The organism is Kitasatospora sp. NPDC059577, from assembly GCF_042735475.1.
In the GTDB taxonomy this organism is placed as follows: Bacteria; Actinomycetota; Actinomycetes; order Streptomycetales; family Streptomycetaceae; genus Kitasatospora.
This window is the reverse complement of sequence record NZ_JBHWBZ010000027.1, coordinates 58051-76672: the sequence shown is the minus strand read 5'-3', so window position 1 is coordinate 76672 and position 18622 is coordinate 58051. Positions and strand designations below refer to the sequence as shown.

Annotated in this window: 17 protein-coding genes; 7 read left to right on the top strand and 10 right to left on the bottom strand. The window is 74.0% G+C overall.

Annotation, left to right across the window (positions count from 1 at the left end; genetic code table 11):
- Window positions 1–8: 8 nt before the first annotated feature.
- Window positions 9–806, bottom strand: a complete 798-nt coding sequence (locus tag ACFV0O_RS21825) for a phytanoyl-CoA dioxygenase family protein (RefSeq protein WP_380344175.1) — start codon at window positions 804–806, stop codon at window positions 9–11.
- A 350-nt stretch (window positions 807–1156) separates the two neighbouring features.
- On the opposite strand from ACFV0O_RS21825, the gene ACFV0O_RS21820 reads away from it, so the two are divergent.
- From ACFV0O_RS21820 to ACFV0O_RS21810, 3 genes are all read left to right on the top strand, one after another.
- Entirely contained in the window at window positions 1157–1837 is a 681-nt protein-coding gene (locus tag ACFV0O_RS21820) for a TetR family transcriptional regulator (protein ID WP_380344172.1), read from the top strand.
- 121 nt (window positions 1838–1958) lie between these two features.
- Complete coding sequence (locus ACFV0O_RS21815; protein ID WP_360268138.1) at window positions 1959–2153, top strand: DUF1918 domain-containing protein; 195 nt, start codon at window positions 1959–1961, stop codon at window positions 2151–2153.
- Window positions 2154–2203: 50 nt separating this feature from the next.
- Entirely contained in the window at window positions 2204–3019 is an 816-nt protein-coding gene (locus tag ACFV0O_RS21810) for a DedA family protein (RefSeq protein WP_380344168.1), read from the top strand.
- On the opposite strand, the gene ACFV0O_RS21805 is transcribed toward ACFV0O_RS21810, so the two are convergent.
- The 6 genes from ACFV0O_RS21805 to ACFV0O_RS21780 all read right to left on the bottom strand — a co-directional run bounded on the left by ACFV0O_RS21805 (window position 3016) and on the right by ACFV0O_RS21780 (window position 9844).
- Window positions 3016–3756 carry a PIG-L deacetylase family protein gene (locus ACFV0O_RS21805; RefSeq protein ID WP_380344165.1) on the bottom strand — a complete coding sequence of 247 codons (741 nt, stop codon included), beginning with the start codon at window positions 3754–3756 and terminating at the stop codon, window positions 3016–3018. The two genes, ACFV0O_RS21810 and ACFV0O_RS21805, sit on opposite strands and share 4 nt — an antisense overlap.
- A gap of 433 nt (window positions 3757–4189) precedes the next feature.
- A complete protein-coding gene (locus ACFV0O_RS21800) occupies window positions 4190–5434 on the bottom strand; it encodes an MFS transporter (protein ID WP_380344163.1) in 1245 nt (414 codons plus the stop codon).
- Window positions 5435–5439: 5 nt separating this feature from the next.
- Window positions 5440–6138, bottom strand: coding sequence for a GNAT family N-acetyltransferase (locus ACFV0O_RS21795; RefSeq protein ID WP_380344161.1), 699 nt, complete (start codon window positions 6136–6138; stop codon window positions 5440–5442).
- Window positions 6135–7310, bottom strand: a complete 1176-nt coding sequence (locus ACFV0O_RS21790) for a type III PLP-dependent enzyme (RefSeq protein WP_380344259.1) — start codon at window positions 7308–7310, stop codon at window positions 6135–6137. The genes ACFV0O_RS21795 and ACFV0O_RS21790 overlap by 4 nt, the downstream gene beginning before the upstream one ends.
- A gap of 156 nt (window positions 7311–7466) precedes the next feature.
- Window positions 7467–8780 (bottom strand): DUF6271 family protein, encoded by a 1314-nt coding sequence (locus tag ACFV0O_RS21785; RefSeq protein ID WP_380344158.1) that lies wholly within the window; start codon window positions 8778–8780, stop codon window positions 7467–7469.
- The gene (locus ACFV0O_RS21780; protein WP_380344155.1) at window positions 8762–9844 is read right to left on the bottom strand and encodes a phytanoyl-CoA dioxygenase family protein; all 1083 of its coding nucleotides are present in this window, start codon (window positions 9842–9844) and stop codon (window positions 8762–8764) included. The genes ACFV0O_RS21785 and ACFV0O_RS21780 overlap by 19 nt, the downstream gene beginning before the upstream one ends.
- 479 nt (window positions 9845–10323) lie before the next feature.
- Here ACFV0O_RS21780 and ACFV0O_RS21775 point away from each other — a divergent pair, with 479 nt between their 5' ends.
- Complete coding sequence (locus tag ACFV0O_RS21775; protein ID WP_380344154.1) at window positions 10324–12276, top strand: FUSC family protein; 1953 nt, start codon at window positions 10324–10326, stop codon at window positions 12274–12276.
- A 57-nt stretch (window positions 12277–12333) separates the two neighbouring features.
- Here the strand turns inward: ACFV0O_RS21775 and ACFV0O_RS21770 are convergent, their stop codons facing one another.
- Entirely contained in the window at window positions 12334–13737 is a 1404-nt protein-coding gene (locus ACFV0O_RS21770) for an amidase (RefSeq protein ID WP_380344151.1), read from the bottom strand.
- A gap of 306 nt (window positions 13738–14043) precedes the next feature.
- On the opposite strand from ACFV0O_RS21770, the gene ACFV0O_RS21765 reads away from it, so the two are divergent.
- On the top strand, window positions 14044–15447 hold the full coding sequence (locus ACFV0O_RS21765; protein ID WP_380344148.1) for a cytochrome P450: 1404 nt from the start codon (window positions 14044–14046) through the stop codon (window positions 15445–15447).
- Window positions 15448–15579: 132 nt separating this feature from the next.
- Window positions 15580–16323 carry a rhomboid-like protein gene (locus ACFV0O_RS21760; protein ID WP_380344145.1) on the top strand — a complete coding sequence of 248 codons (744 nt, stop codon included), beginning with the start codon at window positions 15580–15582 and terminating at the stop codon, window positions 16321–16323.
- Between the two features lie 189 nt (window positions 16324–16512).
- Here ACFV0O_RS21760 and ACFV0O_RS21755 read toward each other — a convergent pair whose 3' ends face one another.
- Entirely contained in the window at window positions 16513–17094 is a 582-nt protein-coding gene (locus ACFV0O_RS21755) for a DUF421 domain-containing protein (RefSeq protein WP_380344144.1), read from the bottom strand.
- Window positions 17095–17155: 61 nt separating this feature from the next.
- Window positions 17156–17959, bottom strand: a complete 804-nt coding sequence (locus tag ACFV0O_RS21750) for a LysR family substrate-binding domain-containing protein (RefSeq protein ID WP_380344141.1) — start codon at window positions 17957–17959, stop codon at window positions 17156–17158.
- 58 nt (window positions 17960–18017) lie between these two features.
- Between ACFV0O_RS21750 and ACFV0O_RS21745 the strand changes: the two genes are divergently transcribed.
- On the top strand, window positions 18018–18446 hold the full coding sequence (locus ACFV0O_RS21745) for a DUF5997 family protein (RefSeq protein WP_360267149.1): 429 nt from the start codon (window positions 18018–18020) through the stop codon (window positions 18444–18446).
- Window positions 18447–18622: the final 176 nt, after the last annotated feature.

Below are 18622 nucleotides of genomic sequence, written 5' to 3'. Positions count from 1 at the left end.
AGTGCTCCTCAGACGGTTCCGGTGTACTCGGTGAAGTGCCGTTCCGCGAACAGCTCGGGCCACTGGCCGTCGGCCAGGTCCAGCTCGCGGGCGCGGGCGAGCATCTGCCGCCAGTACGGCTTCACCGGGCGCCAGCGCGCGCCCACCTGGCAGTACGAGGCGTCGACGAAGTACCGGGCCCGGCCGGGCCCGTCGGGTGCGGGCCTGCGCGTGTGGAACAGCGCCGAGTCGAGCAGCACCGTCGTCCCGGGCGGCAGCCGGTCGATGACCACCTCGCCGGGCAGTTCCGCGGTGCCGTGGTGGGCGAACGCGGACTTGTCGAGGGCGCTGCGGTGCGACCCGGGCAGCACGGCCAGGCTGCCGACCTTCTCGTCCAGCCCGCCGAGGTAGTGCAGCGCGTGGACCATCAGCAGCGACGGGTCGGAGCCGTCGTGGGGCTCGCGGTCGTGGTGCCAGGGCTTGCCCGGGATGTCCGGGGCCTGACGGTCGCTGTGCAGGTGGTGGAAGACGAAGGACGGCCCGAGCAGGCGGGTCAGCGTGCGCAGCAACGGCGGGTGGGTGAGGAGTTCGCCGTGGGCGGGCAGCTCCAGCTCCAGGAGCGGGGGCGGTCCGTGCCGGCCGGGGTCGGCGCAGGCCGCGATCGACCGGGCCCGCAGGCCCTCGTCCACCCAGTGGTCCACCTCGGGGACCAGTCGTTCGCGCAGGACCTCCGGCAGCAGGCCGGGCAGGACCAGGTAGCCGGCCTCCAGGAACTGCCGGCGGTGCTCGGTGTCGAGGGCCTCACGCCCTCCGCGGGACGGCGTCACCGAACCGACCCCCTCCTTCCGTTCTGCGGGACGGACAACGGGACGTGGCACGAGCTAGGAGGCACACGCGTTCATCCAGACTTCCGGTGGCGGCGGACGCAGGTCACAGCCGCCACAGCCGAATCGCGACCACCACGAAGAGGCACGCGTCGATCACGCAAGGTAGTCCGCCCCAGGAGTATGAACCGGTCATCGCGTCCACGACAAGACCATTACCAACTCGTGGACACCTTCCCGCCACCGTGCCGTTCAGCTCCGGCCACCAGTCCATTCCTCCCCCACGAAGCACACCGGGCCGCTCCCGTCCCGGTGATTCGCCGCCGGAACAGCGGATGGGGCAGAGTGAGCCCATGAGCTCGGACACCCGGAGTCACGTGGCAGCCGGCCGGACGGCCCCGTCGGCCCGCCGGCGACCGGTCCAGCAGCGCAGCCAGGAGCGGTACGGCCGCATCCTGGACGCCTGCGCCGGGCTGCTCGACGAAGTCGGGGCGACCGCGCTCACCACCAAGGAGGTCGCCCACCGGGCCCGGGTGCCGATCGGCACCCTCTACCAGTTCTTCGCCGGCAAGGAGGACCTGCTGGCCGCGCTGGCCGGCCGCAACCTCGACCGGTACCTCCAGCGCCTCGACGCCCGGCTGGCCGCCGCCGCCCCGGTCGGCCCCGCCGCCTTCACCGACCTCGCGGTCGACGAGTTCGTGGCGATGAAGCGCGCCGTGCCCGGCTTCGGCCAGGTCGACTTCGGCCTGGCCGGCCCGCTCGTCCCCGCCGGGGTCCGGGACGACCTGCACCTGCTGGACGCGGGCGTCGACAACAACACCGCCGTCGCGCTGCGCCTGCAGGCCCTCGGCGGCGAGGTGTTCCGCACCACCGACCCGGCCGCCACCACGCTCACCCTGCGGGTCGCCCTGGAGGCCGCCGACGCGGTGCTCAAACTCGCCTTCCGCAGCGACCCGAACGGCGATCCCACCCTCATCGCCGAGTGCAAGCGGTTGGTCCGCGGCTACCTCGCGCAACAGGCGCCCGCCCGCTGACGCCCGCCGCACGGATCCCCCGTGTCCCGTCCGCCCGAGGCGTTGCGAGCCCGCCGCGCCCGCAGCACAGTGGATAGCGGAACGGCCGCGGAGGCGGCCACCACGACCCGAGGAGCAGACCATGCACGCAGCCGTAGGCGACCAGCTCCACATCCACAGCAGGTCGGTCGGCATGGTGGACCAGAAGGGCGAGATCATCGAGGTGCGCGGCGCCGACGGCCAGCCGCCGTACGTGGTCCGCTTCGAGGACGGCCACGAGGGCCTCATCTACCCCGGCCCCGACTGCAACGTCGAACAACGCCAGGCGGGACGCTGACCGACTCCCCGACCACCCCGCGCGCCCGCCGCGCGAGGTGGTGAGGAGCGGTGTCCACCCCCACGACCCCCCTGCCCGGGGCACTCGCCGGGCTCGCGCCACTGCTGGACCAGTACGGGTACCTCGCGGTGGCGCTGCTCGTCCTGCTGGACAACTGCGGCATCCCGGTGCCCGGGCAGACCATCCTGATCCTCGCCTCGGTGTACGCCGGCGCCGGGCACCTGGACTTCGCCGCCGTCCTGGTGATCGCGACCTTCGCCGCCACGCTCGGCCAAAGCCTCGGCTACCTGATCGGCCGCACCGGCGGACGTGCCTTCGTCCACCGCTGGGGCCGTTACGTGCTGCTCACCCCGGCCCGGATGGAACGCGCGGACGGCTTCTTCGAACGGCACGGCGGCAAGGTCGTCACCGTCGCCCGCTTCGTGGACGTGCTGCGCCAGACCAACGGCATCATCGCCGGGACCACCGGGATGCCCTGGCGCCGGTTCCTGCCGTTCAACGTGCTCGGCGCGGTGCTGTGGACCGGCGTCTGGGGCACCTTCGGCTACCTCGCCGGAGCCAATATCGGCGCCGTGTACCGGACGGCGATCCGCTACCAGCTCTGGTTCGCGATCGGGCTCGGACTGCTGGTCGCGGCCCTCCTGCTCCGGCAGGTCCTGCGCTACCGGCGCCGGCGCCGCGAGGACGCCGGGGCCGGGCCGGATGCCGGGGCCGGGCTTGAGTCCGAGCCGGACGCCGAGGCCGGGCCGGACGCCGGGGCCGACGAGGGCACCGGCAGCGAACCCGACACCGAACCCGACTCCGACACCGGCTCCGGCTCCGGCTCCGGCTCCGGCTCCGGCAAGCCCGACGGGCCCTCCGACTAGCTCAGCGGGAACACCTCGAACGGCACCGCGAAGCGCGTCCCCAGCCGGCTGCCCGCGCCCCGGCCGAAGCCCTCCAGGAATTCCCGGGCGTCCCCCATCGCCCCGCCGAGACCGGCCAGGTACGCCTTGTGCTCCTCCAGCGAGGCGACGCCCAGGTCGAAGTGGTCGGTGGTGTCCACCGCGTGCTTCGACTCCGGCGAGGCCACCGCCCAGATCTGCCGCACGCCGTTCCACGGCTCGTGGCCCTCCGCCACCAGCTCGCGGAACACCCAGCGGTTGCCGGCATCCCGGACCCCGTCCAGGGTGGCCCGGCCCACCGCGACGTGGTCGGCCTGGTTGAGGAACACACCGCCGTAGGTCTCACGGAAGTTGCTGGTCACCACGATGTCCGGGCGGTGCCGGCGCACCGCGCGCGCGATGTCCCGGCGCAGCGGCAGTCCGTACTCGACCACGCCGTCCGGGTGGCCGAGGAACTCGACGGTGTCCACGCCGACCACGCGTGCCGAGGCGATCTGCTCGGCCTCGCGCAGCGGCCCGCACTCGGCGGGGTCCAGCGAGTCGATGCCCGCCTCGCCGCTGGTGACCATCACATAGACGACCTTCTTGCCCTGCGAGGTCCAGCGGGCGACGGCCGCGGCGCCGCCGTACTCCATGTCGTCGGGGTGGGCGACGATCGCCAGCGCGGTCTGCCAGTCCTCGTCCACGTGCTCGTAGGGCTCGGGTGCCTGCTCGGTCATGCTGTTCCCTCTCGGTGCGGCTCACGGTCGTACTGTCGTACCGCCGGTGACTCTAGAAGACCGACGCCCCTCACACATCGTCAGACACCCTCCTGAAAGGCGTGCTTACCCTTGAGGCGAGCGTCAAGGGTTGGCGTCCGGGTGGCGGCGGCACCGGCCCGCCGCCACCGCCCCGATGCCCAGGAGCGCCGCCATGGCCCTGCCCACCACCGCCCGCGTCGTCCGGCTGACCACCGAGCCGGCCCACGTCGCCACGGGCGGCGCCGACGTCCCGATGCCGGGCTGATCGATCGTCATATTCTCGCGGCTCCAGCCCTGTTCGCCGTCTTGGGCCGGGCGACGGCTTCGGCCACCCCGTGAAGGGCTCGCCCGGCACGTCGCGACGGGGGAGGCGCGAGGTGCCGGGCGAGGTCTGGAGGGACGGGGCAGCGGGTCAGGTGGCCTCGGGGGCGAGGCGGGTGTCGGCGGAGGCGGAGGCGGGGGCCTCCTCCCGGGCTGCGGGCCAGGTGATCCGGGTGGCGCAGAGGGAGACGAGGGCCGCGGAGGCGGCGACGGCGGCCATGCCCCAGACCAGGCTGGTGGCGCCGGCGATGAAGCCGATCACGGCGGGGCCGGCGAGCAGGCCGACGGTGCCCATGGCGGCGACCAGGGAGAGTGCGTCGGGGCCCCGGCGGGCGGCGGCGACGTAGACGCAGGGGGTGACCGCCGCGACGCCGAGGCCGACGCAGGCGAAGCCGAGCAGGGTCGGCACCACACCGCCGACCAGCAGGGCGAGGGCCAGGCCGAGGCCGGCGAGCAGGCTGCCGGTGCGGACGATGCGGCCGTCGCCGAAGCGGGTGCGCCAGCCGTCGGCGAAGATCCGGGCGCACACCATCATCACGGAGACGACGGCGATGCCCAGCGGGGCGAGTCCGGCACCGGCGTTCACGACGTCCTTGAGGTAGAGCGCCGACCAGTCGTTCATGGCGCCCTCGGTGACGGTGCCGGACACCATCGCGAGGCCCATCCACAGCGTCGCCACGGTCGGCAGGGCGAAGCCGCGACGCGTCTTCCTCTCCCGCTCGGCGGTTCCGTCCCCGGCGGTGCCCTCCCCCGCCGCGCCCTCCTGCGGCCCGTCCGCGAGCAGTGCCGGCCTGGCGGCGACGACGATGGCCACGAGCAGCAGGGCGGCCGGCCCGAAGTGCACGGCCAGGGTGCCGGTGAAGGCGTTGACGCCGGAGGCCAGCAGCGCCGCGAGGAGCGAGCCGGCGCTGAAGGTGGCGTGCAGCCTGGACATCGTGGTCCGCCCGTAGCGGGCCTCCAGTGCGGCGCCCTGCGCGTTCATCGCGACGTTCAGGCAGCCGACCGCGACACCGTCGCAGAACAGCACCAGCAGGGTGGCGGGGTAGTCGGGCACCACCGACAGGGCGAGCAGGATCACGCCGAGGGCGAGCGCCGACAGCACCGCGAGCCGGCGGGAGCCGAGCCGCCGCATCAGCACCGCCACCAGCGGGAAGGACACCGCCGCGCCGATCCCGCAGGTCATCAGCAGCAGGCCGATCCGGGCCTCGCCCAGGTCGAGCCGGGCCTTGAGCGCGGGCACCCGGGAGACCCAGGTCGCGTACTGGAATCCGAGGGCGAAGAACAGGGCGCCGATGGCGAGTTGGGAGCGGCGGAAGTCGTCGCGAACAGGGGACATGTGCATCAGCCCACTTCGGCTCTGGGGTGGGGACCGGGGACCGGGCAGGTGGAGAGCGGTGACGGCCGGGCGTCCCGGGGGTGCGGTGTCCGGGCCGGGGCGGCGTCCAGTGGCATCGCCATGTAGACCGCCCGGTCGCCATAGCTCGCGGGCAGGTCGACCTCGGGCCGGGCCCGGTAGCCCAGCGGGGTCCACAGCACGTGCGAACCGCGGACGGCGACGAGGGAGATGGTCAGGTGGCCGGTTTCCCGGGCGGTCCGTTCCAGGTGCCGCAGCATCCGGTGGGCCAGGCCGCGGCCGCGCAGCCCCTCGGCGATGACCAGGTCGTGGGCGTGCATGTTGGTCGGCCGTGTGCCCCGGCCTCCGGCGTCCCCGCCCCGGCCTCCGGCGTCCCCGCCCCGGCCTCCGGCGTCCCCGCCCCGGCCTCCGGTGCCCCCGTTCCGGCCGAGCTCCTCGTCGGGGTCGCTGTCCTCGCTGCGGCCGAGGTCCGGGCAGCGGAGGAGCGGGTACGGCAGGGCGAGCAGGTAGCCGCCCGGGCTGCCCGCGTGTTCCAGGACGAAGCAGGTGTCCGGCGAGGCGCGGTGCCGGGAGCGCAGCGCCTCGCGGCCCTCGGACAGGCCGGCGGCGGCGTAGGCGCGTTCCTCCAGCGCGACCACGTCGTCCCAGTCGTCCTCCCGGAGCAGCCGGATCCGGGTGTCGGTCATGCGGTGCCTCCGTCGGGGCGCGGGCCACCGCCGATGCAGGTGTACGGCAGCGGCTCGAAGCCGTTGAACCCGCGGGTCGCGTAGGCGGTGGCGTACGCGCCGCAGGAGTGGATCCAGACCGGGTCGCCGGAGCCGACCGCGCGGGGGACGCGCACCAGGCCGTCGTCCTGGGCGTAGGCGTCGTCGCTGTCGCAGGTCGGCCCGGCGACGACGGCGTTGACGAACTGGCCGCCGGGGTGGGTGGGGAACTCCAGCCGGTACTGCAACTGGTCCATCTCGTACAGGCCGTTGAACTTGCCGCAGCTGAGGTAGAGCCAGTCCTCCCGGGTGCCGTCGAGGCGGTGGCGGGAGGTGAGCCGGGCGACGTGCGCGCGGATGGCGCCGTGGTCGGCGACGAGGTGGCGTCCGGGTTCGACGAGGAACTGCAGCGGCCCGGCGTTGACGGCGCGCAGCCGGTCCATGCCGTCGCGGATGACCGCGAACATCTTGTCCAGTGGCGGGTCGAGCGGCCGGCCGCGGCGGTCGAGGACGCCGAGTGCGGGCAGCCCGCCGCCGAGGTTGATCCGTTCGGGGGTGATGCCGCGCCAGTTGAGGGCCTCCAGGACGGCGGCCAGCGATTCCACGGCGTCGCCCCAGGCTTCGGCGGTCATCTGCTGCGAGCCGACGTGCACGGACAGGCCGGAGGGCACGAGCCCGGCGGTCCGGGCTTCGCCGAGCACCCGCAGGGCGTCCTCGGGCGAGCAGCCGAACTTGTGGCTCAGGCCCCACAGGGCGCCTTCGCCGGTGGTCGCGACCCGGCAGAACACCCGTGATCCGGGGGCGTGTTCGGCGATCGCGGCGACGTCCTCCAGGCTGTCGGTGGCGAATTCGCGGACGCCCAGCCGGTAGGCCTCGGCGATGTTGCGGTCGGATTTGACGGTATTGCCGTAGTGGATCAGCTCCGGGGCGACGCCGGTGCGCAGTGCCTGGGCGATCTCCTGCGGGCCGGCCGCGTCGAAGCCGGAGCCGAGCGCGGCGAGGTGGTCCAGCACCTCGTCGACGGGGCAGGCCTTCATCGCGAAGCGGACGGCGGTGTCGGGCAGTTCGGCGCGCAGGGCGGCGTACTGGCGGCCGATGCCGTCGAGGTCGTAGATGATCCGGTCGTCGGTGGCGGCGGCGAGGGCGGCGCGCAGGGCGGTATGGTCGTGCCGGTCGGGCCCGTCGGGGCCGGGTGCGCCGGTGTGGACCGCGGTCACGGTCGGGGCGCGGTGGGTGGGTGTCGGGTTCGGTGTCCGCTGTGCTGTCTGGCTGTTCGTCTGGCGTATCACGTATTGCTCCCGGTCCTCCGGCTAGCGTGGCAGCCGGTCGGCGGGGGTGGCCTTGCTCGCCCGCACCAGCGGGCCCCACGCGTCGATCAGCAGGGCGAAGTCCTCGATGTCCGACTGCGCCCGGTCGAGCAGACGGGCCCGCAGGGGCACGAGGTGGTCGGCGAACTCGGCGTACTTTCCGCCCAGCCGCCGGTAGCAGCGGTCGAGTTCGGCCAGCCTGCGGTGGTTCTCCGCGCGGTCGGTCGCGGCGCTGCGGCGGGCGGCGTCGGCGACCGCCGCGGGGCGCAGGTGGTGCTGCTCGTCGAGCAGGGTGCCGCCGGCGGCCTCCAACTCGGCGTAGACCGGGTGGAGGTAGAGCATGGAGAGCAGGAACTTGGCGTAGCGCAGCTGGTAGGCGGTGAATCCGGGGCCGGTGCGCCGTTCCGGGGTGTAGTAGTTGACGATGTGCCGGTTGTGGGTGACGCCGGGCAGGGTGGCGTCCCGCACGAGGTGGTGCAGGAAGTAGTCGCTGCCGATGGTGTCGGTGGCGGGCGGCAGCGGGACGCGTTCGTACACCGTGTGGTCGAGGCCGATGTTGCACATGTCGATGTGCCAGATGTCGGGCAGGTCGAGCACGGTGCGGTCGGCGGTGAACGGATCGGTGCCGCCGCCGGTGAAGGATTCGGCGACGAGGTCGCGCTTCTCCTGTTCGCCGGCGCCGGTGGGCGCCCAGAGCGCGACGACGTCGTGGTAGGCCTCGGGGTCGAGTTCGCGGATCTCGCCGAGGTCGACGGAGAGTTCCCCGACGAAGGATCCGCCGACCAGCACGACGGGCTTGTCCGCGTGTTCCGGGGCGAGGGTGTGCTCGGTGACGGCGGCGGCCGCGTCGGCGGCCTTCAGGCCGAGCGTGGCGAGTTCGTGGTCGACGGGGAACACCGGTGCGCCGTCGTGCCATTGGTAGCGGCTGTCGGAGTCGCGGCGGTGCACGGAGGCGCAGCCGAGCGCGGCGGCGAGCAGGAAGGCCCGGTTGGTGCAGGCGCCGTAGGAGACGGCGTCGGGCAGCATCAGGTCGAGCAGCCGGTCGGGTCCGTCGGCGCCGGAGCGCTCGATCACCTCCCGCAGGAAGGCGCGTTGGGTGTCCTCGTCGAGGTGGTGGACGACCAGGCCGTCGACGACGGGCAGGGCGGCGGCGGCCGCGGCGTGCCGGGTGCGGGCGTCCGGGTCGGCGGAGTCCAGCACCAGCAGGTGCACCCGGACGTCGGACCGCCGTGCGGCGTGGGCGGCTTCGGCACCGACCGCGGTGATGGTGTCCGCGCACTCGCGGTTGGTGGGCAGGGTCAGGCAGATGTCGCGCATACCTGCTCCCCCGCGGCGTCCTGCTCGTCGAAGTCCTTGCCGGTCCAGGACCGGAGGCCGAGCAACTTCTCTCCCAGCACGTTGAGTTCGGCCCGTTCGTAGCGCAGCGCCTCGGGCCGGTCGGCGTCGCCGACCAGGGTGCGGTTCCAGTCCGGGGTGGCGAGCGTGCGCCAGGACTCGACCCGGGAGCGGCGCAGCTCTGCGGCTTCCTCCAGGGCGGGCATCATGGACAGGTACTGCACCGCGCGCACCCCGCGCTCGGAGGTGTTGCGCTCGACGCCGTGGGCGAGCAGGCCGTTCCAGATCAGCAGGTCGCCGGCCGTCAACTCGGGCCGGACGACGGGGAACTCGTCCCGGTCGACGGTCGGCCGGATCGGGTCGCGGCCGACCGGCTGGGCGGCCTTCCACTCGTCGAAGCGGCGGAACAGTTCCGGGTTGCACCGGAAGCCGCCGAGGTCGGGGGCGGTGTCGTTGAGCGCGATGATGCCCTGGACGCGCTGCGGGAGCATGCCCTGGGTGGTGTCGACGTCCCAGTGCAGTTCGATGTCGAAGCCGCGGTCGGTGGGTTCGATCAGTGCGCGGTCGCGGTTGCGGACGTTCGGCGGGTTGAGGTTGAGCCGGTCGAGGGTGACCCAGAGCTCCTCGCAGTCCCAGACGTCCACGAAGGCGTCGTAGACGCGCTGCGACTGGCGGCTGTCCCAGAGGAGTTGGTGGTGGTAGGCCTCGACGAAGCCGTAGATGTGCAGGTGCCGGTCGAGTTCGTCGCGGTAGTCACGCTCGCGGTACCAGTCCTCGGGGCGCTCGGGCGACAGGCCCTGGAAGTCCCAGGTGAAGTCGAGCAGTCGTCGTGCGGCCTCGGCGGGGATCGCCTGCTTCACGACGACGTAGCCGTAGGTCTGCCAGAACGCGAGGTCGTCCTCGGACAGCACGCGCAGCGGGTGCTTCTTGCGGATCTCGCGCAGTGCGGTGCGGGCCAGGTAGCTCTCGGTGTCCGCGCTGAAGTAGGGGCGCTCCGAGGCGGCGCGGTACAGATGCTCCTGGGCCTGTCCGTCTGGGCTCGGCATGGGCAGTCACTCCATGGTTCGTAGTCGACGCGGCGCTTGATTCGGCGGGCGGTGCCGGCACGGCGGGTCGCGGGACCGCCCCCCGGCCGGGTCGGGAATTCCTCCCGCGCCGCATCGGCGGTCCGCACACGCTCCTTCTCGGCTCGACCCCCGACCGCGCCTCGGCGCCACGTCAGGGGGTCAACTCGCCAGCCCGGCAAGGCCTCTCACTTCGTCTCAGGCTTTGCCGAACCACGCCCTCCACACATTGGACTAGACCAAGTAATGGTGTCAACCCTTCCCCGCGGGTTACCGATTGGGAATATCCGCGCAGCTCACGGCCCCTCACGGTTCGCTTTATGTTTCGGAGGCGGACATAAGGCGGGGTATGTTTCCGAATTTGACATAAGAGCGAACGGTGAACCCCACCCGCCCCACGACCCGTTGTCCCCCGCGTGTTCCACCGGGCCCGCGGCGCCCGCCCGCCGTAGGTTGGGAACGTGCCGCGCCCAGGAGCCGCCCGACTCGCCCCGCCCAGCTGGCTGACCGAGGGCCTGCGGCCCCGGGCCGCCCCGGTCCCCTGGGCGGCGGTCGCCCGCGCCTCGGTCGCGCTCTCCGCCCCGCTCGCGGTGGGCACCGCCACCGGCCGGACCGCCTACGGCGCGCTGGTGTCGATGGGCGCACTGTCCGCCGTCATCGGGGACACCGCCGACGCCTACCGGATGCGGGTGTTCAACATCGCCGTCCCGCAGCTGTTCGGCGCCCTCGGGGTGCTGCTGGGCACCCTGGTGTACGGCACCGGCTGGACGGCCGTCGCGGTGCTGACCGCCGTCGCGCTGGTCTCCGGCATGATCTCCTCGATCGGCGCGGTCGCCTCGGTCTCCGGACTGCTCCTGCTGCTCAACGCGGTCGTCGGCGCCGGCCTGCCGCTGCCCTCACCCTGGTGGCTGCCGCCCGGACTGCTGCTGCTCGGCGGGCTGCTGGTGCTCGCCCTGACCCTGCTCGCCTGGCCGCTGCGCGTCGGCGTCCCCGAACGTGCGGAGGTCGCCGGCACCTACCGCGCGGTCGCCGACCTGCTGGCGGCCGCCGGAACGCCCGAGTACGACGAGCGACGCCGCGAACTCACCCAGTCCCTCAACCACTCCTACGACCTGCTGCTCGCCCGGCGGGCCCGCCGGCACGGCCGCTCGCCCACCCTGGTGCGGCTGCTCGCCCAGCTCAACGCGGTGATCCCGGTGGTCGAGGGGGCGGCCGCGGCCCACCTGCGCCCGCCCCGGTACGGCCCGCTGCCCGCCGCCTACCCGGCCGCCGTCCACACCCTGGCCGACGCCGTCGAACAGGGCCGCACCGGGCCGGCCCCCGCCCCCGACCTGCCGGTGGCCGCCGGGCCGTCCACCCGGGCGCTGGTCGAGGCCATCGGGCACGCCGCCACCGTCGTGCACGAGGCCGCGCCGGACCCGTACGCCGTCGACGACCGGCTCGGCCGGCCCGCCGGCCTGGAGGTCAGGGCCCGGCGGGCGACCCGGGCGCTGCTGCTGTCCGGCGCGTCCTGGCGCTACGGGCTGCGCCTGGCCCTGTGCATCGGCATCGCCCAGGTGCTGGTCTCGGTGATCGCGGTGCCCCGCTCGTACTGGGTGGCGCTGACCGTGACCTTCGTGATGAAGCCCGACTTCGGCTCGGTGTTCTCCCGCGCCGTGCTGCGCGCGCTCGGCACCGCCGTCGGACTGCTGATCGCCATTCCGGTGCTCGCCGAAGTGCCGCACGGCTGGTGGGACGTGCCGGTGATGGCGGTGCTGGCGGCGCTGATCCCGGCGTTCTCCGTGAAGGGGTACGGCTTCCAGACCGCGGCGATCACCCCGGTGATCCTGCTGCTCTCCGACCTGCTCAACCACCGGGGCTTCCACCTGGTGCCGCCCCGGCTCTACGACTCGCTGATCGGCTGCGCCGTCTCGCTGCTGGCCGGCTACCTGCTGTGGCCCGAGTCCTGGCACACCCGGATCGGCGACCGCCTCGTCGAGGCCGTCCAGGACACCGCCGCGTACGTCTCACTGGCGTTCACCACCGGGCCGGGGCGGGACGAGCCGGCCCGGGCCCGGCACCGGCGGCGGCTCTACCGGGACCTGTCGACCGTCCGCAGCGAGTTCCAGCGGGCGCTCACCGAACCGCCGCCGGTCGGCCCCCGGGCGGAGGCCTGGTGGCCGGTGGTGATCGCGGTCGAACGGATCGTGGACGCCACCACCGCCACCCGGGTGCGGATCGAGCACGGCGCGCTCGTCCCGACCGCGGCCGAGGTCGGCACCGTGACCCGGGAACTGGCCGACCTCGCGGAGTCCCTGCGCACCGGCCGGCCACTGCCGGAGCCGGCAGCGGACGCGCTGGCGCCGGACTGCGCGCTGGCCCGGCTGCACCACGAGGTGCACGCGGCACGGTCGGTGGCCGCGCCGACGCTGTGAGCGCGGTGCGCCCACGCCGTGAGCCGGCGCGCCGACGCCGGGGGCGCCGGCACCCGGTCAGTCCTCGATCCGCCGCCAGGGCCGTTCCGCCTCCAGCGCGAAGGCCAGTTCCAGCAGCACCCGTTCCTGCCCGTGCGCCGCCGACAGGTGAACGCCGACCGGCAGGCCGCCGGGTGCCGAGCCGGCCGGCAGCGCGATGCCCGGTCCACCGGTCACGTTGTTGACCGGGGTGAACGCCACGTAGCGCAGCAGCCGGTCCATCAGTTCCTCGAAGTCGACGTTCGGGCTGAGGTGGCCGATCGGCGGGGCGGTGTGAGCGAGCACCGGGGAGAGGATCACGTCGTGGTTGCGGAAGACCCGCCGGTACACGCCTTCGGCCCGGCGCAGCCGCCGCAGCACGCCCGGGGTGTGCGGGAACTCCGTCTGGAACTGCCGGCGCAGCCCGGTGGTCAGGCCGTCCAGCCGGTCGGCGCGGAAGCTCGGGTCGATCAGCAGCCGGCCGGTGAAGGCGATCGCCCAGGCGATGTAGCCCCAGTAGGAGACGAAGTCCCGGGAGAACTCCTCGCCGAACGGCAGGGCGGTCGGTTCGACGACGTGTCCCATCGCCTCCAGCCGGGCCGCGGTCTCCTCGACGACGCGGCGGGTCGTCCCGTCGGTCTTGGCGATCGGCGAGTCGACCACCAGGCCGATCCGCAGCCGTTGCCCGCCCGGCCCCTCGACCAGGCCGAGCGGGGGCAGTTTGGGGTTGCGGCGGTGCCGCTCGGCAGCGGCGAAGAAGGCCGCGGTGTCGCGCACCGAGCGGGTCAGCACGCCGTCGGTGACCAGGTCGATCGGCAGCTTGGCGCCCTGCGAGTTGGCGACCAGCCGGCCCCGGGTGGGCTTGAGTCCGACCAGGCCGCAACAGGCCGCCGGGATGCGGATCGAGCCGCCGCCGTCGTTGGCGTGCGCGATCGGCACCACCCCGGAGGCCACCAGGGCCGCCGCGCCGCCCGAGGAGGCGCCGGCCGAGTGCGAGGGCTTCCAGGGGTTGCGCACCGGCTGTGCGCTGGCGAACTCGGTGGAGGCGTTGAGGCCGAACTCGGGCAGTCTGGTCTTGCCGAGGACGGCCAGGCCGGTGGCCAGGAACTGGTCGGTGAAGCGGGCGTTGCGGCGGGCGGGCTGGGCGCGGAAGGCCTCGCTGCCCATCGCGGTCGGCAGGCCGCGCAGGTCGACGTTGTCCTTGAGGTAGGTCGGCACGCCCCACAGCGGCCCGCCGATGCCCTCCCGGCTGATCTGCGGCTTGTCGTACGAGGCGTGGGCGACCGGGAGCAGCGTGCCGTCCACCCGTGCCGCGCGGGCGACGGCCGCGCCGACCAGCTCCCGGGGGTTGACCGCGCCGGCCCGCACCAGGGCGGCCAGTGCCACCGCGTCGTACGGGCCGAGGGCGTCGTCGGTGAACGCGTGAACCCGCTCGTCGGTCATCCGAACTCCCCACTCCCTGCCGGACTTTCTGCCGTCCGGTCATCACACCGGCTGGCAGTACTGCCCAGTTCTACTGACCGGTAATCTCGCAAGACTTCGAGTCTATGTGCCCATCGGCGGCACCGGACCCGCACACGCCTTCGGCAGGTAAACGATCCGTCAAATCTTCGAGGGCGCACGAGCGTTCGGCATGCGCCCCCATGTTCACCCCATCCGCCCGTTCACGATCGTTTCACGGACGGCCGCAGGGAAAGATCCCGGACACGAACCGTTCCGGTCCTTCCCACCCGACCCAAGGTGACGCCCGTGCCGATCCACTTCTTCCCGACCACCCGGTTCACCGCCGCCACCGCCCCCGGCGGCCTCCCCCTGCTCGGCCACGCCCCCGCCCTCCTCCGCCGCCCGTTCGACTTCGTGGCCGCTCTGCCCGCCCACGGCGACCTCGTCCGGCTGCGGCTCGGCCCGCTCGACGCGTACGTCGTCTGCCACCCCGAACTGGTCCGCCGACTCCTCACCGAGGACCGCACGTACGACAGGCGCGGGCCCGTCCACGACGCCTTCGGACCGGTCCGCGCCGGCCACCCCGTCCACGACACCGGCGGCCCGGCCCACGAGCGGGACCGCGAGGTCCCCGACGCCGGCCCCGCCACCTGCCCGGCCGCCGCCCACCGGCACCGACGCCGCGTGCTGCAGGCCGCGTTCCACCACGACCGGCTGCCCGGCCACGCCGCCGTGACCGCCGAGGAGGTCGCCGGCACCACCGCCGCCTGGCGCGACGGCCAGGTGGTCGACGTCCCCACCGCGATGCACCGCCTCACCAGCGCCGTCACCGCCCGCCTCCTGTCCGCCGCCCACGAACGGGCCGGCTCGCCACCGCTCCACGAGAGCACCGACGTCATCGCCCGCGCCGCCGGCCGGCGCCCCGTCGTGCCGCTGCCCGGCGCCGACCGCCTCCCCACCCCCGGCAACCGCCGCCTCCGGCACGCCCGGCAGGACTTCGAGACGACCACCCGGCAGCTGATCGCCCACTACCGCGCCACCGGCACCGACCACCGCGACCTGCTCTCCGTGCTGCTCCGCACCGAGGACGAGCACGGGCGGAGCCTCTCCGACGCCGGGATCCACGACCGGGCGGCCGCCCTGCTCCCGGCCGGCGCCGGGACCACCGCCGCCACCCTCTCCTGGGCCTGGACGCTGCTCGCCGCCAACCCGGCCGTCCGCGAACGCCTGCACGCCGAACTGGACACCGTCCTCGACGGCCGCCCCGCCCGCCACGAGGACCTGCCCGCCCTCCCCCTCACCGCCCGGATCGTCAGCGAGACCCTGCGGCTCTACCCGCCGGTGTGGCTCCTCAGCCGCACCGCCACCGCCGACACCCGCCTCGGCGGCCACCGCGTCCCGGCCGGCGCCACCCTCCTGCACAGCCCGTACCTGCTGCACCGCCGGGCCGACGTCTTCCCCTGCCCCGACCGCTTCGACCCCGACCGCTGGCTCACCACCGCGCACCCCGCCGCCGGCACCTACACCCCCTTCGGTCTCGGCGCCGGCCACTGCGTCGGCGACGCCTTCGCCACCACCGAAGCCGTCCTCGCCATCGCCACCATCGCCGCCCGCTGGACCATCACCCCCACCCCCGGTCGCCCCGTCCGCCCCGCCCGCAGCGCCCTCCTGACGCCCCGCCCCTTCACGGCGACCCTCTCCCGCCGCTAGCGCGGCGCAGTGCGCCGCAGTGCGGCGCAGACCGGTGGCGGGCGGGGTCCGACCGGAACGGTACTGTCGCGGCGGGGGCCGGCGGGGATGCGCCGGTCGGACTATCGGCTCGACTGGGACAGCATCAGACACATGAACGCTCGATCACCGCAGGGGCTCCCGGCCCGGCTGCTCCTCGCCGTCCTCCGCGCCGTCCGGACGTACCCGCGCCGCTCGCCACTGACGCTGTGCTACGTCGGCCTGCTCGTCCTCGGGCACGTCTGGGTCGAGAACCTGCTTCCCGTGGACCGGGCGGACGCCCTCCGCGACTACATCAGCACCAACCTCGACAACCTGCACGACCACCCGGTCACCGCGCTGTTCGGCAGCGCACTGCTCTTCGACGGCACGCTCACCGACATCGCCTCCACCGGCTTCGGCGGCACCCTGATCACCCTCGGCCTCGGCATCTGCTGCTGCCTCTCCTGGGCGGAACGCCGCTACGGCGGACTGCGCGCCGCCGCCGTCCTCCTCGGCGGCCACATCGGCGCCACCCTGATCACCGCCGTCGTCATCCTGATCGCCCTGCGGCACGGCTGGTACCCGGAGAGCGTGCGCCAGGACTCGGACTACGGCATCAGCTACGGCGCCCAGACCTCCCTCGCCTTCGCCACCCTCGCCCTGCCCCGCTGGGCCCGCCTCCCCTGGGCCGCCTTCGTCCTCGCCTGGCCGCTCTCCGGCGACGGCGAATGGCCCGGCCCGCTGCCGGACTTCACCACCGTCGGCCACCTGCTCTCGGCCGGCCTCGGCTTCGCCCTGGCCGGCACCGCGGCCCTCCTGGCCGCACGCCGCCGCCGGACCGAGGCGGCCCTCGCCACGGCGGACGCGCACACCTGACACACCTGACACAGGTGACCACCCGCGCACGGGCGAGGACGTGAAGGGCCCCGCCACGCCCCCGCCATAACCCCGCCCCGCCCCGCCCCGCCCCCGCACCGCCGCATCGTGGGGCGGCCACATCGCGGGACCGTCACCTCGCAGGACCGTCACGTCGCCCCGCCGCCGCACCGCCGCGCCCACGCACCGTCAGCGCGACGGCCGCCGCCCGTCGGCGATCTCGGTGAGCAGCCGCTCGATCGTCTCCAACCGCCGCCGCAGGTCTTCCACGTCGTCCCGGGTGGCGCTCTGCTCGCCCGCCTTGAGGGTGACCAGCAACTGCCCGTCCGGCTCCAGCCGGGCGCGGGCGACGTCCGACACGGTGTCGCCGTTCTGGATCCGGATGGCGTGCTCCAGCTCGGACGGACGCAGCGCCAGGCTGTGCAGCGCGCCGGGCACCAGCGTGCCGTTCCGGACGACCGTGGTGGGCGTCCCCTCCAGGACCCGGGCGGCCCTCGGGTCCCGGGCGAGCCAGCGCGTCACGCCCGAGTTCACCGCGATCAGGGTGGCCGCCCCGATCGCCCCGCCGACCAGGCTGTTGTCGTTGCCGATGATGGCGTTCTGCACCACGTTGGACAGCAGGAAGACGACCACCATGTCGAAGGTGTTCAGCTGCGCCAGCCCGCGCTTCCCGGCGATCCGGAACAGCACCAGCAGCAGCGCGTAGACCGCGACCGTGCGGACGACCTTCTCGACGATCGGAATCTGGACGACCACCAGGTCATGCCACACGGCCCCGCTCCTCCCACGACGACTCGACGGAACGGGGCAGACGCTACGCCACGGCGGACTGCTACCCGCGGCGCTTCGGCTTGCCCCGCCGGGCCGCCGCCGCGCCCCGGCCGCCGGCCGACGGCTTCGGCTTCTGCCCGCCCGCCCTCGGCGCGCCGGCCTTGGCACCGCCCGCCTTCTGCTGGGGCTTGCGCGGGCCGGCCGCCGCCTTCTTCGGCTGGGGTTCGGCCGCCGGCTGGCCGGCGCCGCGCCCGCGCGAGCTGTTGACCGTGCGGCCCCGGACGATCCCGATGAACTCCTCCACCAGGTCCGTCGTCCGCTCCTGCGGCCAGGACAGCGCCACCTGCGACTGCGGGGCCTCCGCCGTCATCGGCCGGTAGGTGAGGTCGCGGCGGTGGTGCAGCCGGGCGAGGGACTGCGGCACCAGGAGGACGCCGACGTTGGCCGCCACCAGCTCGACCGCGTCGGCCGTGGTGTCCGGGCGGGCGACGGCAGGGCGGCCGGGCAGGGTGTCGGCGGTGAAGCCGAGGGTGTCGTCGAGCGGGTGGAAGACCACCTCCTCGGCGAGGTCGTCGAGCGTGACCTCCTCCGCGGCGGCGAGCCAGTGGTCCTTGGGGAAGACCACGACGGTGGTCTCGGTGTACAGCGGGATGGCGCTGAGCACGTCCTTGTCGACCGGCAGCCGGACCAGCCCGGCGTCCGCACCGCCCTCGCGCAGGGTCCGCTCGCCGTCGCCGACCGGGACCGCGAGGAGGTCGAGCGGTACGTCCGGGAGCCGCTCGTCCCAGACCCGGACCCATTTGCCGGGGGTCACGCCCGGGACGTACACGAGCCGGAAGGAGGGGTTCACCTGCATGTCTGTCACAGGGCAAGGCTACCGACCGTGACCGGAGGAGGCCGCGCGCTCCCTTACCCTTGTCTCCATGACATCGCTCAAGCAGAAGACCAGCCAGACCATGAAGCCGGCCACGGCGGCCAAGAAGCTGGGGATCTACCTCGCCGCGGCGCCGACCGGCTTCCAGGAGGGCGTGGTCTCCCGCGAGGAGCTCAACGCGCTGCAGGCCGAGCCGCCGCAGTGGCTCCAGGAGCTGCGCAAGAACGGCCCGCACCCGCGTCCGGTGATCGCCGCGAAGCTCGGCATCTCCATCTCCGGCCTGGCCCGCGGCGGCGTCGTCGAGGCGCTCACCACCGAGCAGGTCGAGGCGATCAAGGCCGAGAACCCGCTCTGGCTGCAGCACGAGCGCGCCAACCAGGTCGACGTCCGCAAGGAGACCGCGCGGATCAAGGAGAAGCACGAGAAGGAGGCCGCCGCCCAGGCCGCCAAGGAGGCGCAGGCCGCCAAGGCCCGCTGACCTCCCGCCCCACCCCGACAGGGCCGCCCCACCGGTGCTCCGGCTCCGGCGGCGGTTGTCGGACCCCCGCGCAACGATGGTGCCGACGACCGGCCCCGGGCCGGGGGCGCCCTCGTGGGGGGGGGGGGGGGCGACGGAGCCCCCCGGGGGCGGGCGCAGCGGCCGCGCGGCGGGGC

Excerpts from the sequence above, each read along its gene's own strand:
- ACFV0O_RS21805 (WP_380344165.1), bottom strand. The coding sequence starts at position 3,756 with ATGACCGAGCAGGCACCCGAGCCCTACGAGCACGTGGACGAGGACTGG.
- ACFV0O_RS21800 (WP_380344163.1), bottom strand. The coding sequence starts at position 5,434 with ATGTCCCCTGTTCGCGACGACTTCCGCCGCTCCCAACTCGCCATCGGC.
- ACFV0O_RS21820 (WP_380344172.1), top strand. The coding sequence starts at position 1,157 with ATGAGCTCGGACACCCGGAGTCACGTGGCAGCCGGCCGGACGGCCCCG.
- ACFV0O_RS21815 (WP_360268138.1), top strand. The coding sequence starts at position 1,959 with ATGCACGCAGCCGTAGGCGACCAGCTCCACATCCACAGCAGGTCGGTC.
- ACFV0O_RS21785 (WP_380344158.1), bottom strand. The coding sequence starts at position 8,780 with ATGCGCGACATCTGCCTGACCCTGCCCACCAACCGCGAGTGCGCGGAC.
- ACFV0O_RS21780 (WP_380344155.1), bottom strand. The coding sequence starts at position 9,844 with ATGCCGAGCCCAGACGGACAGGCCCAGGAGCATCTGTACCGCGCCGCC.
- ACFV0O_RS21760 (WP_380344145.1), top strand. The coding sequence starts at position 15,580 with ATGAACGCTCGATCACCGCAGGGGCTCCCGGCCCGGCTGCTCCTCGCC.
- ACFV0O_RS21795 (WP_380344161.1), bottom strand. The coding sequence starts at position 6,138 with ATGACCGACACCCGGATCCGGCTGCTCCGGGAGGACGACTGGGACGAC.
- ACFV0O_RS21745 (WP_360267149.1), top strand. The coding sequence starts at position 18,018 with ATGACATCGCTCAAGCAGAAGACCAGCCAGACCATGAAGCCGGCCACG.
- ACFV0O_RS21770 (WP_380344151.1), bottom strand. The coding sequence starts at position 13,737 with ATGACCGACGAGCGGGTTCACGCGTTCACCGACGACGCCCTCGGCCCG.